Origin of the sequence: Amycolatopsis sp. 3B14 (genome assembly GCF_050958625.1) — a bacterium.
Classification (GTDB): domain Bacteria; phylum Actinomycetota; class Actinomycetes; order Mycobacteriales; family Pseudonocardiaceae; genus Amycolatopsis_E; species Amycolatopsis_E thermoflava.
The window spans coordinates 52619-72446 of record NZ_JBHZEN010000020.1; the positions used below are offsets into that span (position 1 = coordinate 52619).

Genomic DNA, 19828 nt, shown 5'->3' on the forward strand with positions numbered 1-19828 from the left:
GTGAATCCAGGAGTAGCAGAGCTCGCGCACGAGCTGCGCCCGCTGGTCTTCCGCCTCTACTACGTGGTCCGGCGGCTGACCCCGCAGCACCAGCTCACCCTGACCCAGGGATCGGTGCTCAGCGAGCTGGTCCACGGCGGCCCGCGGCGCATGAGCGTCCTCGCCGAGCTGGAGGGCGTGCGGCAGCCGTCGATGACGGACCTGGTCCGCAGGCTGGAGCGGCTCGGTCTGGTGAGCAGGCGCCCCGATCCGGACGACCGGCGCGCGGTGCTCATCGCGGCGACCGAGTCGGGCACGCGGTACGTGACCGACCTGATCACGGCCCGCGAGGAGTTCCTGCGCGAGCGTCTGGCCGCCCTGGATCCGGCCGACCGCGACGCGATCGACGCGGCGCTGCCGGCCTTGCGGAGGCTCATCGATCCGGTCAAGAAGGAGGAACTGCTCGCATGAGCAGTCACAGTCACGGGAGCCTGCTGGACGCGCTGAAGAACCAGCCGAAGCAGGTGTGGATCACGGCGTTCGCCGCGGTCATCGCGTTCATGGGGATCGGCCTGGTGGACCCGATCCTGCTGTCCATCGCCGAGGGCCTGCACGCCACGCCGTCGCAGGTGACCCTGCTGTTCTCGTCCTACCTGGGCGTCCAGGTGATCGCGATGCTGGTCACCGGCGCGGCGAGCGCGAAGTTCGGTCCGAAGCGGACGGTCCTCACCGGGCTGGCGCTGATCGTGGTCGCGACCGCGCTGTGCGCCGCGGCCGGGTCGATCGAACAGCTCGTCGCGCTGCGCGCGGTGTGGGGTCTCGGCAACGCGTTCTTCATCGCCACCGCGCTGTCGGTGATCGTCGGCGCCGCGACCGGCGGGCAGGCCGGGGCGATCCTGCTCTACGAGGCCGCGCTCGGCGTCGGTCTCGCGGTCGGTCCGCTGCTCGGCGCCCTCCTCGGCAGCATCTCCTGGCGCGGGCCGTTCGTCGGCACCGCCGTGCTGATGGCCGCCGCCCTGGTGCTGTGCTCGATCTTCCTGGCGAGCGACAAGCACGAGAAGCGGGCCCCGATCCGGCTGCTCGACCCGCTGCGCGCGCTGAAGCACGCCGGGCTGCTGCGCACCTCGATCGGCTCGGCGTTCTACACCGCCGCGTTCTTCACCGTCCTGGCGTGGACGCCGTTCGTGCTGGACTGGAGCGCCGTCGCGGTCGGGCTGATCTTCTGCGGCTGGGGACTGTGCGTCGCGGTCGCCGGGGTGGTGCTCGCGCCGAAACTGGCGGCCCGGCTCGGTGAGCGGCACGCGACCGTGGTGTCCGTGCTCGGCTACGCGGTGCTGATGGTGGTGCTCGTGGTGCCGAGCAAGCCGGTGATCGTGGTCGGCGTGATCGTGTCCGGGCTGGTCTCCGGCCTGCTGAACACCCTGTTCACCGGCACCGCGATGTCGATCAGCGGCGCGCCCCGGCCGGTGGCCAGCGCGGGCTACAACTTCTGCCGCTGGCTCGGCGGCGCCGTGGCCGCCACCCTCGTCGGGCACGTCGCCGAATGGCTCGGGTCGGAGCACGCCCCGTTCGTCATCGCCGCGATCCTATGCGTGCTGGCCGGCGGGCTACTCGCGGTCCGGACGAACAGCGCGGATCCGCACCGCGTGCCGCGTGAGGCAGCTCTCGTCGGGGAAGAGCTTTGACTGCCGTTCACCTGTAGTTTGAGGACACCTGGCCTCTGTCGCTTAACGTCACCAGCGTTTCCCCTGACTGAGTGACTGGAGACCAGGTGTCCTTCACCCCCGGGCGGCTGCTGCCCCTCCTTACCCACACGAGCGGCCGGTCCGCCACCACGTGCATCTACCGTTGCGGCAACCAGTGCGCTCACGAAGCGCCCAACGAGTCGTCGAACGAGTACTTCGGTGACGTCGTCAAGGGCATGTCGCGTCGCGGCGTGTTCAAGGCCGGCGCGGTCATGGCCGCCGCTGCCGGCGGGTTCGCCGCCCTGAACGCGGGCGCCACCGCCTCCGCCGCGGTCCCGCCCGCGCTGGCGGGCAAGCGCCCCGGCCGCCCCGCGCCCGGCACGGACTTCACCCCGGTCGCGCCGAACAAGGCCGACGCGGTCGTCATCCCGGACGGCTGGGAGCAGAACGTCGTGATCCGCTGGGGCGACCCGGTCGTCACCGGCGCGCCGGAGTTCGACATCGCCAAGCAGACCGCGGCCGCGCAGGCGAAGCAGTTCGGCTACAACAACGACTTCGTCGGCCTCATCCCGCAGGACCGCCAGGGCAAGCGCTTCCTGATGGTCGTGAACCACGAGTACACGACCGAGACGCAGATGTTCCCGGCGGGCCAGTACGACCCGGCGAACCCGACCGAGGAGCAGGTCAAGATCGGCTGGGCCGCGCACGGCCTGTCCGTCGTGCTAGTGGAGAAGCAGCGCGACGGTGGCCTCGAGGTCGTGCCGAGCCGCTACGGGCGACGCATCACGTTGGACACCACCTTCGAGGTGCGCGGCCCGGCCGCCGGCTCGAAGTACCTGAAGACCTCCGCCGACCCGACCGGCACCAAGGTGCGCGGCACCCAGAACAACTGCGCCGGCGGCGTGACGCCGTGGGGCACCGTCCTGTCCGGCGAGGAGAACTTCCACCAGTACTTCGCCAACTCGGACAAGATCACCGACCCGGTCGTGCAGGCGCGGCTGACCCGTTACGGCATCGGCAAGGGCACCACGACCCGCAAGTGGGAGCGCTTCGACAAGCGCTGGGACGTGCCGCAGGAACCCAACGAGGTCAACCGGTTCGGCTGGGTCGTCGAGATCGACCCCAACGACCCGGACTCGACGCCGATCAAGCACACCGCGCTGGGCCGCTTCAAGCACGAGGCCGCCAACGTCAAGATCACCAAGGACGGCCGGGTCGCCGTCTACTCCGGTGACGACGAGCGCTTCGAGTACATCTACAAGTTCGTGTCGAAGGGCAAGTACAAGCCGGGCACCAGCGCCCACGCCCGCCGCCACAACTCGGCGCTGCTCGACGAGGGCACCCTGTACGTCGGCAAGTTCACCGGCGACAGCCCGGCGAGCCAGATCGACGGCACCGGCAAGCTCCCGTCCGACGGCGAGTTCGACGGCCGCGGCGAGTGGATCCCGCTGGCCAGCGGTGACAAGTCCTTCGTGGACGGCTTCACCGCCGAGGAGGTCTACGTCTTCACGCGCCAGGCCGCGGACAAGGCGGGCGCGACCAAGATGGACCGTCCCGAGGACATCGAGCCGAACCCGGTCAACGGCCGCATCTACGCCGCGCTGACCAACAACAGCGACCGCGGCGCGGCGGGCAAGGCCGGCGTCGACGAGGCGAACCCGCGCATCGGCAACAAGAACGGCCACGTGCTGGAGTGGGAGGAGGACCGCGGCGACGCGGCCTCGACGAAGTTCTCCTGGCGCCTGCTGCTGGTCTGCGGTGACCCGGCCACGGCCGACACCTACTTCGGCGGTTTCCCGAAGGACCAGGTCAGCCCGATCTCCTGCCCGGACAACGTGGCGTTCGACCCGTACGGCAACCTGTGGATCTCCACCGACGGCAACGCGCTGGGCATGAACGACGGCCTGTTCGCGGTGCCGGTCGACGGCCCGAACCGCGGCCAGGTCAAGCAGTTCCTCACGGTGCCGATCGGCGCGGAGACCTGTGGCCCCAACGTGACGAGCGACTTCGTCACGGTCGCGGTGCAGCACCCCGGTGAGGGCGGCACGGTGACCAACCCGCAGTCGCACTGGCCGGACGGCGGGACGAACCTGCCCCGCCCCGCCGTCGTCTCGGTGTGGCGCAAGCGCCGCTGACCGCCGGCTGAAGAAGCCCCGGGGAACGTGCTTTCCCGGGGCTTCGTCGTACCGGCGTGAACGAGACGTTGCAACGGCTGATCGACGTACTGCCGCCGCCGCTCGCCCGGCCCGAGCCGCCGCCCTGGGACCGCGCCGTCGAGGAGATCGGCTTCCAGTTCCCGTCCGACTACCGGGCCTTCGTCGATCGCTACGGCGGGGGCGCGATCAACGAGGAACTGCATGTCAGTTGCCCGACCGAATTTCCGTACGAACCAGGGGTGTCTCCAGGCTTCGCCGGCTACCTCGAGGCGATGGACCTGGGCGTCGGCGACGCGTACCGCAGCATGCGCGACAGCTTCCCGGAGGACTACCCCTACCCGATCTTCCCGGAGCCGGGTGGGCTGCTGCAATGGGGCGTGACCGGTGGTGGTGACGACCTGTTCTGGCTCACCGACGACGAGGATCCGGACCGTTGGCCCGTCGTCATCTGGTGGCGCAACCTCGACCCGCGCTGGGAGTCCTTCCCCGGCGGAACCGTCGAGTTCCTGCTCGCCGTCGCCGAGCGGCGCCATGAGTACACCGAACACCTGCTCTGGGGTACGACCGGTATGCGGTGGCACCTCGAAGGCGACTGGAAGGTGCGGTACCCGTACTCGGGCTGAACCCTCACGCCCGGTCCGGCTTGGGACGGGCACCCAGCGCGAGGGCGACGCACGCACCGGCAACCATGCAGGCGCCGACCACCCACAGGCCGGTCCGCTGCGACCCGGTCAGGTCGCGCAGCCAGCCCGTCACGTACGGCGCGGCGAAGCCGGAGATGTTGCCCAGCGAGTTGATCAGCGCGATGCCGCCGGCGGCCGCCGCGCCGGAGAGGAACGTCGAGGGCAGCGCCCAGAACGTCGGCAGCGCCGCGCACACCCCGACGGCGCAGACCGTCACCGCGACCATCGCCGCGTACGGGTTGCCCAGGTAGAGCGCCACCGGGATCGCCACGCCGCCGACGATCATCGGCAGCGCGACGTGCCACTTCCGCTCCCGGGTGCGGTCGCCGTGCCGCGCCCAGAAGACCATCACCACCGCGCCGATGACGTACGGGACCGCCGTGACCAGCCCGGCCTGCACCGTGGACAGCTTCGTGCCGAACTCCTGCCCGAACCCGGCGATGATCGTCGGCAGGAAGAACCCCAGCGCGTACAGGCCGTAAGCGATCGCGAAGTACACGAACGCCAGGCCGAGGATGCGCGGGTGGGTCAGCGTCTTGCGCAGCGGCCAGTGGTGCTCGGCCTCGGTCGCCTTGCGCTCGTTGTCCAGTTCGGTGGTCAGCCAGCGGCGCTCGTCCTCGGTGAGCCACTTCGCCTGCTCCGGGCGGTCGGTCAGGTAGAACCAGGTCGCGAACGCGAGCAGGATCGCCGGGATGCCCTCGACGAGGAACATGAACCGCCACCCGGACAGCCCGAACACCCCGTGCCCGTGCGCGATCAGCAGGCTGGACACCGTCGCCCCGATGGCCGACGACACCGGCACGGCCGCCATGAACAGGGCGACGGCCTTGGCCCGCTGCGCCGCCGGGAACCAGTACGTCAGGTACAGGATGATGCCGGGGAAGAAGCCCGCCTCGGCGACGCCGAGCAGGAACCGCATGATCACCAGCGTCGTCGGGTTGGGCACGAACGCCAGCACCGTCGCGATGATCCCCCAGGTGATCATGATCCGGGCCAGCCACCGGCGCGCGCCGAACCGGTGCAGCGCGAGGTTGCTGGGCACCTCGAGCGTGAGGTAGCCGAGGAAGAAGATGCCGGAGGCGAACCCGAACGCGGTCGCGGTCAGGCCGAGTTCGGTGTTCATCCCGTTCGGCCCCGCGAAGCCGATGTTGACGCGGTCCAGGTAGTTCACGAAGTACAGCAGGGCCAGGAAGGGCATGATCCGCAGCGCGACCTTGCCCAGCACGCGGTCACCCTCGGCGATCGTCCTCGTCGACATCCTCGCATTGCATGCCACGTTCGAGTGGTTCGTCAAGATCTGCCCAGAACACGTTCGATCTCGTTGCGCGGGTACGGCGTCATCCGGCTCGCCGTGTGCAGGCGGAAGTAGAAGTCGTTGACGAGCGCGGCGACCGGCGCGTGCCGCCGGACGACGTCCGCCGCCGCGGGCGGGAGCGCGGGGAGGTCGCCGGTGCGGATGGCCGTGTTGCGCGACGGGACATCGGCGATGCCGCCGAGCTCGCGCACGATCCAGTTCACCAGGTGGGTGAGCACGTAGCTCCGGTCGTGTGTCGCGTGGTCGGCGAGGAACCGGCGCTCGGCGGCGGTGAGGTCGAACCGGGACGCGGCCGCCAGCCCGAAGTCGGTGAGGTAGAGCCGTTCGCCGTCGGTGAGGGTGTTGCCGAAGTGCGCGTCGAAGTGCCACAACCCGAGCCGGCTCAGCGACCGGGCGATGGCCGTCAGGTCCCGCTCGGCCATCCCGCACGCGCCCTCGTGCATCCAGCCGCGCAGGTCGTGCGGCACGTGTTCGAGGAACAGCACCAGGTCGGCCGGCGCCGTGGCGAGCGCCTCCAGCCGCCGCCGCACGCCCGGGTGGCCGTGCCAGAACGCGACCTGCTCCGCCCGCTCGGCCGCGGTCGGCACCGGGCGCGGCCCGGCGTCGAGGACGCGCCAGTGGTGCAGCAGCAGGAAGTTCTCGCCGCCGCCGGCGAGCACGTCGTCGCTGGTCAGCACGTGCGCGGCCAGTTCGCGCCAGGCGCCGCCGCCCGCCGAGCCGACCCCGTAGTGCGACCAGACCGGCAGGCCGAAGTGGTCGGCGGTCGAGCGCGGCCGCGCCAGCTCGACCTCGGTGACCGGCACCCGCTTCACGAAGACCGGCGCCCCGCCGACGTCGGCGAGCCAGGTGGTGCCCCCGATGCCCGCGCCGAGCGGGCGGGCGGACTCCAGCAACGCCGTCAGCCGCGGGTCGCTGAGCTGCGCCAACGCGGCGGAAACCCGCGCGTGGCGCGCCCGGCGGGCGGGGAGGGACTGCGGCAACGGGATCTCCTCCAGCGGGCCGGGATCAACCACCTAACGTAGGGGCATGCCGGAAAGTCCCCTCGCCCTCGTCACCGGTGCCTCCCGCGGGATCGGTGCCGCCGTCGCCCGCGCCCTCGCGCCCGCGTACCGCGTGCTGCTCGGCGGCCGCGACGTCGACGCGCTCGCCGAACAAGCCGCCGAGTCGGCGAACGCCGAGCCGTGGCCGGTGGACCTGAGCGACCTCGACGGCGTGCGCGCGGCGGTCGCCGGCATCGACCGGCTGGACGTGCTCGTCCACTCGGCAGGCACCGCCGAGCTGGGCACCGTCGAGCAGGCCGCGCCCTCGGCGTGGCGGAAGAACTTCGAGGTCAACGTCGTCGCCGTGGCGGAGCTGACCCGGCTGCTGCTGCCCGCGCTGCGTGCCGCGCACGGGCACGTCGTGATCATCAACTCCGGCCAGGGCCTGTCCGCCCGCGCCGGATGGGGCCCCTACGCGGCGAGCAAGCACGCGGTGCGCGCGTTCGCCGACGCGCTGCGCGCCGAGGAGCCCGGCATCCGCGTCACCTCGGTCTACCCCGGCCGGACCGACACCGAGATGCAGCAGGCGATCATCGCGGGCGAGGGCAGGGAGTACGCCCCGGACCAGTACCTCCGGCCGGACTCGGTCGCCGCGGCGGTGCTGTCCGCGGTCACCGCCAGCCCGGACGCGCACATCTCCGACGTGAGCATCCGGCCCCGCCCGCACTAGAGGTCGGGGCCGAGCGAGCCGACGAACTCGCGGAAGTCGCCGGCCAGCGCGTCGAACTCCCCGCGCGTGCAGGTCAGCACGGCGCGGACGACGGCGCGCTGTCCCGCCCCCTCGCCCATCGCGAGGTGGACCTCGCTGCGCACGAACGTCTCGTCGCCGGCCGTGAACCGCAGTTCCTGCACGAACCCGCCGTCGCCGATCTCGTCACCGCTGAGCACGGTCACCTCGTCGGCCGTCTCGCGCAGGTCCCTCGCGGATTCGGCGGCGACCTCGCGCAGGGGCGTCGCGACGGGCCACATCCCGCCGGTCAGCATGATCCCGGCGGTGGGCGACCGCACCGCGGCGAAGGCGGCGTCCCGCGACGGCACCGGTTCCCAGCCGTCGGGCAGTCCGAAGTGGACCGGAACGGGCAGTGTCATCCGAACAACCCCTTGACCGACTTGCCGACGTCGACGACGTCTTCGCCGAAGTCCTTGATGCCTTCGCCTGCGGCCTCGATTCCGTCGCCGACCGCGTTCGCGGCCGACTTCGCGGTCTCCGCGACCTTGTGCCCGTCGACCTGCAGGTCGAACCCGACCTCGCCGCCGATCCCGAGCGCCGCCCCGGCGTTGCCCTTGATGTGGAACTTGCCGTCCTCACCCTTGCCGACGGTGAACCCGGCCTCGGCGCCGAGACCGGCCCAGCCCTCCGCGGTCGCGCCCGCCCCGACGCCGCCGACGTCGACGGCGCCGCGCACACTGCCACGCGCCCCGGCGAACACGCCGGCCTTCGCCTCGATCGCCTCCTTGGTGGCCTTGAACCCGGCGCGGCCGCGGACGCCGAACATGCCTTCGACCTTGCCGTCGAGACCGAGGACGCCGTAGTCGAGGCGGCCGGTCGCGGTGCTCTTGACGCCGTCGATGGTCTCGGCTTCCAGGATGAGGCCCTTGTTGTTCAGCGCCGCCTGGAGGTTGGTCTCGATGCCGACCATCGTCTCGACCTTGCCGGTGAGGGTCAGGTCGCCCTTCTGGAGCTTGCCCTCGGCGACCTGGTGCAGCAGGTAGGCGTAGTAGCGGTAGCGGCCCAGCTTGCCGTGCTCCGGCGGGATGAACTTGTTGCCGTACTCCCACGTCTTGGTCGACGAGCTGCCACTGGCGTCCCACCCGCTGGTGATCGCGTCGACGAGACCGCCGATCGCGCTGCCTGCCGCGGCCTCGATCGTGCCGATGACACGCGCGGCGTCGACGGCTTCGCGTTCCAGCTGGTCACGGGCCCGGTCGAGCACTTCCCGCGCCTGCTGCTGGAGCTGCTCCCCCTGCCGCACCGCTTCTTCCGCGGCATCCTCGGCGGCCTGCCCGGCTGCGCGCTCGAGAGCGCGGCGGCCGTCGTTCCACAGCTCGATCGCCTCCCGGGCCTGCTCCTGCGCCCAGCGCAGCGTGTCGGCGTAGCGGCTCAGGCCGCCCGCGGCGGCCGCCAGGCTGTCGGCCGCCTTCAGCCACTGCGGTGGCAGCCGGTCGACCAGTTCGCCGAATGCGTCGGAGGCCGCGCCCTGCCAGCCCGGCACGCCGAAGCCGGCCAGCCCGGAGCCGACGCCCTCGAACTGCTTCGCCTGGTCGAGCAGGGTGCGGACGTGCTCGACGATCGTGTCCGGAGAACCGGGGACGAGCGCGCGCGGATCGTCGGTGGAGCCGAGCTCCGCGCTCACCGCCCGGCCCGGCGGATGGCGGCCTCGTTGTCGAGCTCGGTGCCCTGGAACAGCGTGGCCGTGTCCCGCAGCGCGGTGCCCGTCAGACCGACCCGCTCCTGAAGCAATCGCGCGGCGACGCGCGCCAGGCCGGTGAACTCGCCGAGCGTGCTCGCCAGACCGGGATCGCCGTAGACGTCCGCCGTCGCCACGATCCCGGCGAGCGGCGAGTGGTCCAATTTGGTCAGTATGTCGCCCAAATGACCTGCGGCTTTGTTCAGCTCATCCGGCTCGGCGTCAAGAACTCCCCACACGTGCTCCGATGTAAGCCAGCGGGCGGGAACGGGCGGTGAACGAGCGTGTGAGCGGGGGTGAACCGGCCGATAAGATCAAGATCGCGCGATTCCGTTATGCAACGTTTCGACCACGGTGTCCACGATGCCGTGCCGGGGCACGCCGGACAGCTCGCCCTCGGTGTGCCCGGTGTACACCAGCGCCCACAACACCCGTTGGATCCACTGTGGCGTCCAGCGCCGGCCCCTGGTCGATCGCCGCGTCGGCGACGGAGGCCTCGATGGCGGCGATCGAGTCCTCGACGGCGGCCTTGATCAGGGTCGCGCGGTCCGGGAAGTAGCGGTGCAGGGTGGTCCGCCCGACCCCGGCCGCGTTGGCGATCTCGGCGAGTTTCGCCTGGTAGTCGCGACCGAGGAGGGTCGCGGCGGCGCTGAGGATGGCGCTGCGGGTCCGGTCGCGGGCGCGTCGGAGGTGCGGGCGCTCACCACCGATCCGGTGCCGCGCTGCCGCCCGAGGTGGAGGTCGTCGAGGGCTACCTCGGCCGCGTCGAGACGCTGCCCCGCGCGTTGGAGGGCGTGGACCGGATGTACCTGGCACCGCTGACCCGGACGGTGCGGGAGGTGACCGAGCTGGCCAGGGAGGCCGGCGTGACGCGGATCGTCGACCTCGCCGGGCCGGCTGGCAGCTGGTGGTACGACGTCGAGAAGGCGGTCGAGCACTCCGGCATCCCGTGGACGCACCTGGAGGCAGGCGAGTTCATGACGAACACGACGATCTGGGCGGACCAGGTCCGGAGCCGCGGCGAGGTGCGCGAGGCGTACCCACGGGCAGCGAACGCACCGATCGCGCTGGAGGACATCGCGGCCGTCGCGGCGAAGGCCCTGCTGGAGGACGGCCACGAAGGCGCGGCGTACGGGCTGACCGGGCCGGAGACGCTCACCCGCGCAGAGCTGGTGGCGCAGATCGGAAAGGCGCTGGGGCGGGAGATCCCACTGGTGGAGGTATCCCGTGCGGACGCACTGGCCGACCTGACGGAGACGATGGGCGCGGACGCGGCCGCCTGGTACCTGGACGGTTGCGCCGAGATGGCGGAGCACCCGCAGCCGGTTTCGCCGACGGTGTCACGGGTGCTGGGCCGCCCGGGTATGAGGTTCGCCGAGTGGGCGGTCGCGCACGCGTCGTTGTTCCGCTAGGCACGCAAGCGGGTGGCGGCGCCGAGGTTGCGGAGTATCCGCAGCCGATCTCGCCCGCGGCCTCTCGGGCGTCCGGGCACGGCCTTCGCCGAGTGGGCGACCGCGCACATCTCGTTGTCGTGAAGCCCGCAAGGGGCGGCCTTGCCGCGGTCGCGAACGCCGCGCCGCCCGGGCATGAGGTTCGCCGAGTGGGCGGCCGCGCACGCGTCGTTGTTCCACTAGGCGCGCAAGCGCGCGGCGGCATCACGCGCGGCGGACTGGACCTTGCCGCGGTCGACGCGCACCGGCTCGCGGTCGGACACGACCTGTTCGCCGGCCACCCAGACGTCCCGGACCTGCCGGGACCCCGCGGCCCACACCAGGTTCGAGATCACCTGCTCGTCCGGCTCGTCCAGCCCGGTCGCGAACGCGGGGCCGTCCGGGTCGACGTGCACGAAGTCGGCCCAGCGGCCGGGCTCCAGCGCGCCGATGTCGGTCCGGCTCAGCGCGTCCGCACCGCCGCGGGTGGCCAGCAGCAGCGCGTCCTTCGCCCGCAACGCGGTCGAGTCCTGTGTGGACAACCGGGCGAGCATCGCGGAGAGCTGGACCTCCTCCCACAGGTCGAGGTCGTCGTTGCTGGCCGGGCCGTCCGTGCCGAGTCCGACCGCGACCGCCGCCGCCCGCAGGTCGGTCAGCCGCGCGATGCCCGACGCCAGCTTCGCGTTCGACCCCGGGCAGTGCGCCACCCCGGTGCCGCGCGCCGCGAACAACGCGATGTCCTGATCGGACAGGTGGACGGCGTGCGCGGCGAGCACCCGCCCGCCCAGCATGCCGACCTCCTCCAGCAGCTGCGGCACCGAGCCGAACTCCGCGCGCTGCCGGGCGTCCTCGTCCGCCGCCTCGGCGACGTGGATCTGCACCAGCGCACCCCGCGCCGCGGCCGATTCGGTGACCTGCCGCAGCGCCTCGACCGGCAGCATGTACGCCGAGTGCGGCGCGTAGGACAGCTCGATCCGTTCCCCGGGGCCGAAGCGCAGGCCGTCGGCGTCGATCCAGCGGTCCGCCACCTCGATCATGCGCCGCCAGTCGACGCCGGGCAGGTCGATGATCGGACCGCCGAGCACGGCCCGTGCGCCGGTCTCCAGCACCGCCTCGGCCATCTGCTCGGCGAAGAAGTACATCTCCGCGCTGGTGGTGACACCGTGCCGGAGCATCTCGACCGAGCCGAGCAGCATCCCGGCACGCACGTCGTCCGCGCGCAGCTTCGCCTCGGCGGGCCAGATGATCTCGTTGAGCCAGCGCAGCAACGGCAGGTCGCCGCCCATGCCGCGGAGCAGGGTCATCGGGCTGTGCGCGTGCGCGTTGATCAGGCCTGGCAGCAGGATCCCGGTCAGCTCGGTGACGGGCAGATCGCCGGGCGCCTCGCCGGCGGGGCCGCAGAACGTGATGCGGCCATCGTCGCCGACGTCGACCCCGCCGTCCCGGATGACCGAGCAGGCCGGATCGCAGGGCAGGACGACGGGGGCGCGGAAGCGTTGCGGCATCCTGGGATTCTAGGTCTCCCGCCGGGCCGTGGCGGCCAGCGACCCGAGCAGCGCGAGGGCCTCGGCGCTCGGCGAACCCGGTTCGGCGTGGTAGACGACGAGCTCCTGGCCCGGGCTGGACCGGACGTCGAAGGTCTGCATGGTCAGGGTCAGCGGACCGACCTCGCGGTGCACGAACTCCTTGCGCTCCAGGCTCTTGCCGCGCGCGTCGTGAGCGGTCCACAGCTCGGCGAACTCCGGGCTGGCCGCGAGGAGTTCGGCGAGGACCTGCCGGACCCGCGGGTCGTCCGGGTTCTTGCCGTAGCCGAGCCGGAACCCGGCGACCGAGTTGCGCGCCACCTCGTGCCAGTCCCGGTAGAAGGTGCGCGCGGCGGGGTCGGTGAACACGACGTGCATCAGGTTGCGCGAGTGCGCCCAGTCGTGGAACAGCGCATCGGCGATCGCGTTGGAGGCGAGCACGTCGTAGGCGAGGTTGTAGACGATGGCGGGGTTGTCCGGCCATGCGCTCATCAGCTGCAGCAGGCTCGGGTCGACCCGGGCGGGCACCGCGGTGAGCCGGGTGCGCGGGCTGAGCCCGGCGAGGCGGAACAGGTGCTGGCGGCCGTCCTCGCCGAGGCGGAGCGCGGCGGCCAGGGCGTCGACCACCTGTGCCGACGGGGTGCGCTCGCGGCCCTGCTCCAGGCGGACGTAGTAGTCCACGCTGACGCCCGCCAGCAGCGCCACTTCCTCGCGGCGCAGGCCGGGCACGCGGCGCTGGCCGGTGCTGGGGAGGTTGACCTCGTCCGGGCGCACCTGGGACCGCCGCGAGCTGAGGAAGTCGCCGAGTTCGGACCGTGGCATGCCGTGATCGTAGGTCGGCGGCGGCGGTGTTACCTGGGTGCAGCGCTCCCAGGAAGACCGTGCCCTGCCGCGGTCCGGCAGGCCGGGCCACCGTCGGTGCCATGAGCAAACTGGATCTCACCGGACGGGTCGCCGTCGTCACCGGCGCGGCGCGCGGCATCGGCCGGGCGTGCGCCGAGTTGCTGCGCTCGCGGGGCGCGCGCCTCGTCGTCACCGATCTGCGGGAGTCCGTGCACGAGCTGGCCGCCGACGACGTGGCGGTGCTGACCGGCGACGTCGCGGACGAAGAACTGGCCCGCGCCACGATGCGGGGTGCGGTCGAGCGGTTCGGGCGGCTGGACGTGCTGGTGAACAACGCAGGCCGGACGCTGAACAAGCCGGTGACCGAGACGAGTGTCGAGGACTTCGAGGCGATCCTGCGGGTCAACGCGCGCGGGAACTTCGTGCAGGCGCGGGAGGCGTTCCGCGTGATGGCGGCCGCGGGTGGCGGGTCCATCGTGTCGATCGCGTCGGTGTCGTCGGTGGTGGCGTTCGAGACGCAGACCGCCTACGCCGCGTCGAAGGGCGCGCTGGCGCAGATGACGCGGGTGCTGGCCATCGAAGGCGGGCCGGTGGGGATCCGCTCGAACGCCGTCCTGCCGGGCGTCGTCGACACGGACATCATGGAGGGGGTGGTCGACAACGGCCGCGAAATGCTCGCCTCGTTCGGCCCCGCCCACCCGATCGGCCGCATCGGCAAGGCCGACGAGGTCGCCGAAGCGGTGGCGTTCCTGTCCTCCGACGCGGCGAGCTTCATCACCGGAGCGTTGCTCCCGGTCGACGGCGGCTGGACGGCGCAGTGACTCAGCGCGGCAGGAGTGGTTCGAGGCTGATGGCCAGGTCTTGAGCCGCGGCGCAGGCTTCCGCCTGCAGGTCGGCGGAGAGCAGCACGACGGTCGTCGCGGCCTGGGCGTGCCCGGGGACGTCGAGCACGACCTCGCACGTCCCGGGGCCGGTGAACTGGCCGATCAGCGCCTTGCGGCCGTTGACGTCGAGCGGCGCCGCCCCTTCCGGTTCCCCCTGCTCCTGCTCCAGGGTGACGCTCACGGTGCCGTAACCCGGTTTTGAGGCGCCGCACTCGTCCCGCACGCCGATCGGCCTGCCCGGTGTGAACCCCTGCCCGGCGAGCAGCTGGTCGAGGACGGCGCAGGCGGTCAGCGGCTCCAGCGGGTCCGCGGTCGGTTCCGCCGTCGTCGGCGTCGGCCTGTCACTGTGGGGTGTCGAGCAGGCCGCGAGACCGGCCGCCGCGACGGCCGCGGCCACCAGCGCCGCCCTGCGCTCCATGAACCGAAAGCCTGCACCCTGCGCGGCTAGTCCACCAGTCCGCTGCGCCACGCCCAGGCCGCGACCTCGACGCGGTTCCGCGCGCCGACCTTGCCCTGCACCGCGGCCAGGTGCGTCTTCACCGTCGACAGGGACATGTACAGCTCGGCGCCGATCTCCGTGTTCGTCAGGCCGCGGGCCGCCGCCTTGACCACGTCCAGCTCGCGCGCCGTCAGCGGCTCCTTCGGTGGATCGACCTGCCGCCGCGCGGACGCGCCCTCGAAGTGCTTCAGCAGCCGCACCGTCACCTGCGGCGACACCAGCGCGTCGCCGCGGTGGGCGGCTCGGATCGCCTCGATCAGCAGTGCCGGGCCGGCGTCCTTGAGCAGGAAGCCGCTCGCGCCGTTGCGCAGCGCGGTGTGCACGTACTCGTCGAGGTCGAAGGTCGTCACCACCACGACCTTCAGCGGGTCGCCGACGTCCGGCCCGGCCAGCTGGCGCGTCACCTCCAGCCCGTCCAGCCCGGGCATCCGGATGTCCAGCAGGCACACGTCCGGCCGCAGCTCACGCGCCTTCGTCACCGCCGCGACACCGTCCTCGACGTCGGCGACCACCTCGATGTCGTCCTGGGCGTCGAGGATCATCCGGAACCCCATGCGCACCATGCTCTGGTCGTCGGCGATCAGTACGCGAATCAAGCCTTTTCCTCCACCGGCAACCACGCCTCCACCACCCAGCCCCCGTCCGGCGCCGGGCCCGCGGCGAGCCGGCCGTGCAGCAGCTCGACCCGCTCGCGCATCCCGACCAGACCGTATCCCCCGGAACCTCCCGCCGGACGCGTCACCACCTGGTGTCCGTCGTCGGCCACCCGGATGTGCAGTTCGCCGTCCCGGACCTCGGCCAGCACGCACGCCCGCGTCGCGCCCGCCGCGTGCTTGCCGATGTTCGTCAGCGACTCCTGCACCAGGCGCAGCGCCGAGCGCGCCACCTCCTGCGGCAGGTCCGCGGGCACCCGCACGTCGGCCTCCGTGGGGACGCCGTGGTGCCCGGACTCCACGAGCCGCCGCAGGTCCGCGTCCAGGTCCATGGTGGCCTGGTCGGTGACCGCCTCCCCGCCCGCGCGCATGCTGCCGACCAGCCGGCGCATCGCGGTCATCGCCTCGGTGCCCGCGGCCTCGATGCGTTCGATGACCTCCAGCGCGACCTTCGGGTTCTGGTCTGCGATCACCTTCGCCGCCTGCGCCTGCACGATGATCCCGGTGACGTGGTGGGCCACCAGGTCGTGCAGTTCCCGCGCCAGCGCCATGCGCTCGGAGTTCTGCGCGTCGGCGACCGCGGCCTCGACCACCTTGCGCCGCTCGGAGTCGCGGGCCCGGAAGTACAGCCCGGCGGCCACCGCGATCCCGAGCACGAGCACCGCGGCGATCACCAGGTCGCGCAGGTCCGACATGTTCGCCCGGCCCCGGCCGCTGACCACCGTGGTGAGCGTGGTGAACGCGACCGCGGCCGACATCAGCGCGATCGCGCCCCACGCCCGCTTCGGCTCGACCGACCGGACCAGCAGGACCACGACGATGATCCCGGCGACGATCTCGGTGAACGGCAGGGCGCCGTAGCCGAGCAGGTACTGCCGCGGCGCGATCCACAGCGCCGCCGAGGTGGCGAAGATGATCCCGGCGAGCAGCAGGCCGGCGCGCAGCGGGCGGCGGGTCGCGTAGACGGCCGTCGCGGCCGCGGCGAGCGAGCAGGTCAGCGCGGGCAGTGCCCGGATGTTGCTGTCCAGCAGCTGGTACAGCTCCAGGAAGACGGGCAGGCTGAGCGCGCCGATCAGCGGCCACTGCTCGCGCACCAGGTCGCGCACCGCGCTCTCCTTGCGCGGCGCCTGCCCGCGCCGGAACTGCAGCCCGGCGAGCACCACGGCGACCAGCAGCACCAGGCCGAGCAGCATCGTCTCGCTCAACCCGCGGCTGCCCGAGCCGTTGCGGTAGGCGGTGGCGAACAGGGTGGCGAGCACCAGCGTGCCGGTGCCGACGATGGACTCCGCCCACCGCACCCGCCGCACACAGAAGAACACCAGCTCCAGCCCGGCGACGGTCTCGCTCAGCGACACGTTGCTCAACAGCGTCGTGTAGGCCGCCGCGTCGGTCGCCCGGATCAGGAAGGTCGACGCGAACAACGTCGCGGCGCCCGCGAACACGGCCACCGCGGGCCGGGTCCGCGCCCACAGCGCGCACGCGCCCAGCGCGACCATCCCGGGCAGCAGCAGGAGATCCCGGCCCCGCGGTCCCAGCGAGTCCACACTGGCCGGCAGCACCACCGCGAGATCGCACAGGAAGGCGGCGAGCAGCAGGACGCCTTCGAGACGCAGCCATCGCCAGGCCGAGGTCACGCGATCGGAGAACGGCACAACGGAACGGTAGAGGATCCGCGCGTCCCCGCACCTTGGCCGCCCGGCCACCCCGGATCGGCCGATCGGCCGATCCGGGCACCCAGCCCCACCTGTGAACCTGCTGTGCGGGAACAACGGAAGGGGAAGGTTCATGACTCCACAAGGGAGTGTCGTGTTGTCCGGGCGGGGGCTCGTCAAGCGGTACGGCGAGCAGGTGGCGCTGGCCGGCGTCGACGTCGACGTCCACGCCGGGGAGGCGCTCGCCGTCGTCGGGCCGTCGGGGTCGGGCAAGACGTCGCTGCTGCACGTGCTGGCCGGGATCCTGCGGCCGGACGGCGGCGAGATCCTGCTGGACGGCAGGCGCGTCGACCAGCTGTCCGAGACCAAGCGCAGCGAGCTGCGGCGCACCGAGTTCGGTTTCGTGTTCCAGCAGGGGATGCTCGTCGCGGAGCTGTCCGCGGAGGAGAACGTGGCGCTGCCGATGCTGCTCGGGGGAGCCAAGCGCCGCGAGGCGATCGGCGCGGCGCGGGAGTGGCTGGGCCGCCTCGGGCTGCGGGGCAGGGAGGGGTCCCGCCCCGGTGAGCTGTCCGGCGGCCAGGCGCAGCGGGTCGCGATCGCCCGCGCGCTGACGCACCGGCCGAAGGTGATCTTCGCCGACGAGCCGACCGGTGCGCTGGACACCCGCACCGGCAAGGACACCATGGACGCCCTGCTGGTCGCGGCCTCGGACGCGGGCACGTCGGTGGTCATCGTGACGCACGACGTGGAGCTCGCCGCGTCGCTGCCGCGCACGGTGACCATCCGGGACGGCCGTATCGCGGAGCAGGTGGGGGTGCTGCCGTGAGCCCGGTCCAGCTGGCGTTCAAGGTGCTGCGGGCGGACCGGCGGACCAGGACCGCCACCCTGCTCACCGCGGTGGGGGTCGCGGTGGCCACGGGTCTGGTCCTGTTGCTGCTGAGCCTGCCCTTCGCGACGCAGGCCCGCGCCGAGCGCGCGGTCTGGCAGGAGCAGTACGGCTCCCGCGACGGCGGCACACCGACCCTGTCGATCTCGTCGAGCACCGACTACTTCGACGGCAGGCGGATCGACCGCGTGGACGTGGCCCAGCTCGCCGGCGGGGTCGCGTTGCCCGCCGGGGTGCCGAAGTTCCCGGCGCCCGGCGAGGTGCTGGTGTCGCCGGAGCTGTTCCAGGCGATGAACCGGCTGCCCGCCTCACAGCTGGCCGACCGGTTCCCCGGCAAGGTGGTCGGCACCCTCGGCGAGGACGCCCTGCGGTTCCCGGACCAGCTCGTCGCGCTGGTCGGGCACAGCCCGGAGACGATGCCGGTGAACGCGAACGAGCGGAACGGGTTCGTGCCGCCGTCGGAGGCGCGGGTGGACGCGCTGCTCACGCTGCTGGCCGGGGTCGGGGTCGTGGTGCTGCTGGTGCCGAGCCTGGTGCTGGTGGCCTCCTCGGCGCGGCTCATCGCGGCCCGCCGCGAGCAGCGGCTGGCGGCCCTGCGCCTGGCCGGCGCGACACCGGGACAGGTCGTGTCGATCACCGCGGCCGAGACCGGAATCGCCGCGGTCACCGGCGCGCTGCTCGGCTGGGCGATCAGCCCGCTGCTGTGGTCGCTGGCCCGGCTGGTGCGGTGGGACGGCGGCACGTGGCTCGCCGGTGACTTCCGCGTGCCGATCGGGCTGACGGTGTTCGTGCTGGTCGCCGTGCCTGCCCTGGTGCTGCTGGCCGCCGTGCTCGGGTTGCGGCGGGTGGTGAGCAACCCGGTCGGGGCGGTCGTGCAGCACACGCCGAAGCCGCTGCGCTGGTGGCGCCTGCTCTCGCTGCCGGCGACCGCGTTGTTCTTCTTCTTCGCCATCGAGCAGGGCGACGACGTCAACCTGATCCTGCTCGGGCTCGCGCTGATGATCGCCTCGGCGATGCTGGTCGGGCCGTACGTGACGGCGGTGATCGGCGGGTTCTTCGTGAGCCGCTGGCGCAAGCCGTCCGCGCTGCTGGCCGGGCGGCGGCTGCGCAACGACCCACGCGGCGCCTACCGCGCCTCGGCCGGGGTCGTGCTCGCCGTGTTCACCGGGTCGATGGCGCTGACGCTGATGCCCAGCTTCGACGCCATGGCCGGTGGCGGCGGGACCTACCGCGACTCGGTGCTGTCGGTGGACACCTCCGGCGAGCGGGCGGGCACGATCGCCGCACAGGCCAACGCGACGCTGGAGCGCTACAACCTGCCCGCCCGCGCGGTGTCGATGCCGGAGGTGACGCTGAAGTCGGTGAACGGCTCCACCTACACCGGCGTGGTCGTCCCGTGCGCCGACGCGGTGAAGCTCTACCGCGTGCAGGCCACCTGCACCGGGCCGGGGATCTACAGCACCCACGACCTGGAGCTCGGCGGCTTCCGGGTGGCGGGCGACTACGACGGCGAAGGCGTGCCGTTCGCCGCGGGCACCACGGTCAAGCCGATGACGCAGACCGACGACGACGGGTACGCGCCGCTGATCATCGACCCGGCGGTCGTGCCGGCCGGTGTCGTGCCGTCGTACGCGCGGGTCGCCGTCGACACCACCCCGGCCGACCGCGAGCTGGTGCGCACCGCGCTGGTCGGCGCGGCCGGCGGCGAAAGCGTGTACAGCCGGGAGCTGTACCTGGACGGCCAGCGCGACCAGCTGGACGACCTGCGCCGCGTCACCGTCATCGGGGTGACGGTCGCCGCGATCCTGGCCGGGTGCAGCGCGGCGATCGCGACCGCCGGATCGGTGATGGACCGGCGCCGCACGTTCGGGGCGCTGATGGCGGCGGGCACGCCGACCCGGGTGCTGTCCAGGGCGCTGCGGATGGAGGCCGCGCTGCCCGCGCTGGTCGCCACGATCGGGTCCGGGCTGCTGGGAATGATCGCCGGCCTCGGGTTGTTCTCGATCATTCAGGAATCCCAGAACGCCTCGGCGGTGATCAGCCCGTGGCTGGTCGCGCCGGTGGTGCTCGGGTTCGCCGTGGCGGTGCTCGCCGCGTCGGTCTGCACCCCGGCCCTGAACCGGGTGCGCGCGGAACCGCTGGCCGACGAATGAGCTCGTCCGGCCGCCCCTCGTCGGGGGGAGGGGCGGCCG

Annotated in this window: 19 protein-coding genes and 1 pseudogene; 9 read left to right on the forward strand and 11 right to left on the reverse strand. The window is 72.4% G+C overall.

Annotated elements, in window-relative coordinates:
- From ACCP09_RS10480 to ACCP09_RS10495, 4 genes are all read left to right on the forward strand, one after another.
- Positions 1-450, forward strand: coding sequence for a MarR family winged helix-turn-helix transcriptional regulator (locus tag ACCP09_RS10480; protein ID WP_027933239.1), 450 nt, complete (start codon positions 1-3; stop codon positions 448-450).
- Positions 447-1664, forward strand: a complete 1218-nt coding sequence (locus ACCP09_RS10485) for an MFS transporter (RefSeq protein ID WP_027933240.1) — start codon at positions 447-449, stop codon at positions 1662-1664. Before ACCP09_RS10480 ends, ACCP09_RS10485 begins: the two co-directional genes overlap by 4 nt.
- 86 nt (positions 1665-1750) lie before the next feature.
- Positions 1751-3799: a PhoX family protein gene (locus ACCP09_RS10490; RefSeq protein WP_123684399.1), complete on the forward strand. Its 2049-nt coding sequence runs from the start codon at positions 1751-1753 to the stop codon at positions 3797-3799.
- 56 nt (positions 3800-3855) lie between these two features.
- Entirely contained in the window at positions 3856-4443 is a 588-nt protein-coding gene (locus ACCP09_RS10495) for an SMI1/KNR4 family protein (protein ID WP_051362850.1), read from the forward strand.
- Positions 4444-4447: 4 nt separating this feature from the next.
- On the opposite strand, the gene ACCP09_RS10500 is transcribed toward ACCP09_RS10495, so the two are convergent.
- Complete coding sequence (locus ACCP09_RS10500) at positions 4448-5761, reverse strand: MFS transporter (RefSeq protein ID WP_433745370.1); 1314 nt, start codon at positions 5759-5761, stop codon at positions 4448-4450.
- Positions 5762-5793: 32 nt separating this feature from the next.
- Positions 5794-6831 (reverse strand): hypothetical protein, encoded by a 1038-nt coding sequence (locus ACCP09_RS10505; protein WP_433745373.1) that lies wholly within the window; start codon positions 6829-6831, stop codon positions 5794-5796.
- Between the two features lie 13 nt (positions 6832-6844).
- Between ACCP09_RS10505 and ACCP09_RS10510 the strand changes: the two genes are divergently transcribed.
- Entirely contained in the window at positions 6845-7528 is a 684-nt protein-coding gene (locus ACCP09_RS10510) for an SDR family oxidoreductase (protein WP_123684403.1), read from the forward strand.
- Here ACCP09_RS10510 and ACCP09_RS10515 read toward each other — a convergent pair.
- From ACCP09_RS10515 to ACCP09_RS10530, 4 genes and pseudogenes are all read right to left on the reverse strand, one after another.
- Positions 7525-7947: a hypothetical protein gene (locus ACCP09_RS10515; protein ID WP_433745375.1), complete on the reverse strand. Its 423-nt coding sequence runs from the start codon at positions 7945-7947 to the stop codon at positions 7525-7527. The genes ACCP09_RS10510 and ACCP09_RS10515 overlap by 4 nt on opposite strands.
- Positions 7944-9212 carry a putative T7SS-secreted protein gene (locus tag ACCP09_RS10520; protein WP_433745378.1) on the reverse strand — a complete coding sequence of 423 codons (1269 nt, stop codon included), beginning with the start codon at positions 9210-9212 and terminating at the stop codon, positions 7944-7946. The genes ACCP09_RS10515 and ACCP09_RS10520 overlap by 4 nt, the downstream gene beginning before the upstream one ends.
- On the reverse strand, positions 9209-9430 hold the full coding sequence (locus tag ACCP09_RS10525) for a hypothetical protein (RefSeq protein WP_027933247.1): 222 nt from the start codon (positions 9428-9430) through the stop codon (positions 9209-9211). The genes ACCP09_RS10520 and ACCP09_RS10525 overlap by 4 nt, the downstream gene beginning before the upstream one ends.
- A gap of 418 nt (positions 9431-9848) precedes the next feature.
- A pseudogene (locus ACCP09_RS10530) lies at positions 9849-10082 on the reverse strand (hypothetical protein); the annotation flags it as partial.
- Between ACCP09_RS10530 and ACCP09_RS10535 the strand changes: the two are divergent.
- Positions 10001-10678, forward strand: a complete 678-nt coding sequence (locus ACCP09_RS10535) for a hydroxylase (RefSeq protein ID WP_433745577.1) — start codon at positions 10001-10003, stop codon at positions 10676-10678. The pseudogene ACCP09_RS10530 and the gene ACCP09_RS10535 overlap by 82 nt on opposite strands.
- Positions 10679-10896: 218 nt before the next feature.
- Here the strand turns inward: ACCP09_RS10535 and ACCP09_RS10540 are convergent, their stop codons facing one another.
- Positions 10897-12201 (reverse strand): amidohydrolase family protein, encoded by a 1305-nt coding sequence (locus ACCP09_RS10540; RefSeq protein WP_433745381.1) that lies wholly within the window; start codon positions 12199-12201, stop codon positions 10897-10899.
- Between the two features lie 9 nt (positions 12202-12210).
- Complete coding sequence (locus tag ACCP09_RS10545; protein WP_027933250.1) at positions 12211-13041, reverse strand: helix-turn-helix transcriptional regulator; 831 nt, start codon at positions 13039-13041, stop codon at positions 12211-12213.
- A gap of 101 nt (positions 13042-13142) precedes the next feature.
- Between ACCP09_RS10545 and ACCP09_RS10550 the strand changes: the two genes are divergently transcribed.
- On the forward strand, positions 13143-13883 hold the full coding sequence (locus ACCP09_RS10550) for an SDR family NAD(P)-dependent oxidoreductase (RefSeq protein ID WP_433745384.1): 741 nt from the start codon (positions 13143-13145) through the stop codon (positions 13881-13883).
- Between the two features lies 1 nt (position 13884).
- Here the strand turns inward: ACCP09_RS10550 and ACCP09_RS10555 are convergent, their stop codons facing one another.
- From ACCP09_RS10555 to ACCP09_RS10565, 3 genes are read right to left on the reverse strand one after another with little or no spacing between them, the layout of a single operon-like run.
- Positions 13885-14364, reverse strand: coding sequence for a hypothetical protein (locus ACCP09_RS10555; RefSeq protein ID WP_433745387.1), 480 nt, complete (start codon positions 14362-14364; stop codon positions 13885-13887).
- A gap of 26 nt (positions 14365-14390) precedes the next feature.
- On the reverse strand, positions 14391-15041 hold the full coding sequence (locus tag ACCP09_RS10560; protein ID WP_400982544.1) for a response regulator: 651 nt from the start codon (positions 15039-15041) through the stop codon (positions 14391-14393).
- Complete coding sequence (locus tag ACCP09_RS10565; protein ID WP_433745391.1) at positions 15038-16750, reverse strand: sensor histidine kinase; 1713 nt, start codon at positions 16748-16750, stop codon at positions 15038-15040. The genes ACCP09_RS10560 and ACCP09_RS10565 overlap by 4 nt, the downstream gene beginning before the upstream one ends.
- Before the next feature lie 133 nt (positions 16751-16883).
- Here ACCP09_RS10565 and ACCP09_RS10570 point away from each other — a divergent pair, with 133 nt between their 5' ends.
- Both ACCP09_RS10570 and ACCP09_RS10575 read left to right on the forward strand, forming a co-directional pair.
- Positions 16884-17576, forward strand: a complete 693-nt coding sequence (locus tag ACCP09_RS10570; protein WP_027933255.1) for an ABC transporter ATP-binding protein — start codon at positions 16884-16886, stop codon at positions 17574-17576.
- Positions 17573-19789 (forward strand): FtsX-like permease family protein, encoded by a 2217-nt coding sequence (locus ACCP09_RS10575; protein ID WP_433745395.1) that lies wholly within the window; start codon positions 17573-17575, stop codon positions 19787-19789. The genes ACCP09_RS10570 and ACCP09_RS10575 overlap by 4 nt, the downstream gene beginning before the upstream one ends.
- Positions 19790-19828: the final 39 nt, after the last annotated feature.

What these genes read in the sequence shown, in the direction of transcription:
- ACCP09_RS10500 (WP_433745370.1), bottom strand. Translation starts at nt 5,761, where the DNA reads ATGTCGACGAGGACGATCGCCGAGGGTGACCGCGTGCTGGGCAAGGTC.
- ACCP09_RS10555 (WP_433745387.1), bottom strand. Translation starts at nt 14,364, where the DNA reads ATGGAGCGCAGGGCGGCGCTGGTGGCCGCGGCCGTCGCGGCGGCCGGT.
- ACCP09_RS10510 (WP_123684403.1), top strand. Translation starts at nt 6,845, where the DNA reads ATGCCGGAAAGTCCCCTCGCCCTCGTCACCGGTGCCTCCCGCGGGATC.
- ACCP09_RS10545 (WP_027933250.1), bottom strand. Translation starts at nt 13,041, where the DNA reads ATGCCACGGTCCGAACTCGGCGACTTCCTCAGCTCGCGGCGGTCCCAG.
- ACCP09_RS10570 (WP_027933255.1), top strand. Translation starts at nt 16,884, where the DNA reads ATGACTCCACAAGGGAGTGTCGTGTTGTCCGGGCGGGGGCTCGTCAAG.
- ACCP09_RS10515 (WP_433745375.1), bottom strand. Translation starts at nt 7,947, where the DNA reads ATGACACTGCCCGTTCCGGTCCACTTCGGACTGCCCGACGGCTGGGAA.
- ACCP09_RS10540 (WP_433745381.1), bottom strand. Translation starts at nt 12,201, where the DNA reads ATGCCGCAACGCTTCCGCGCCCCCGTCGTCCTGCCCTGCGATCCGGCC.
- ACCP09_RS10485 (WP_027933240.1), top strand. Translation starts at nt 447, where the DNA reads ATGAGCAGTCACAGTCACGGGAGCCTGCTGGACGCGCTGAAGAACCAG.
- ACCP09_RS10550 (WP_433745384.1), top strand. Translation starts at nt 13,143, where the DNA reads ATGAGCAAACTGGATCTCACCGGACGGGTCGCCGTCGTCACCGGCGCG.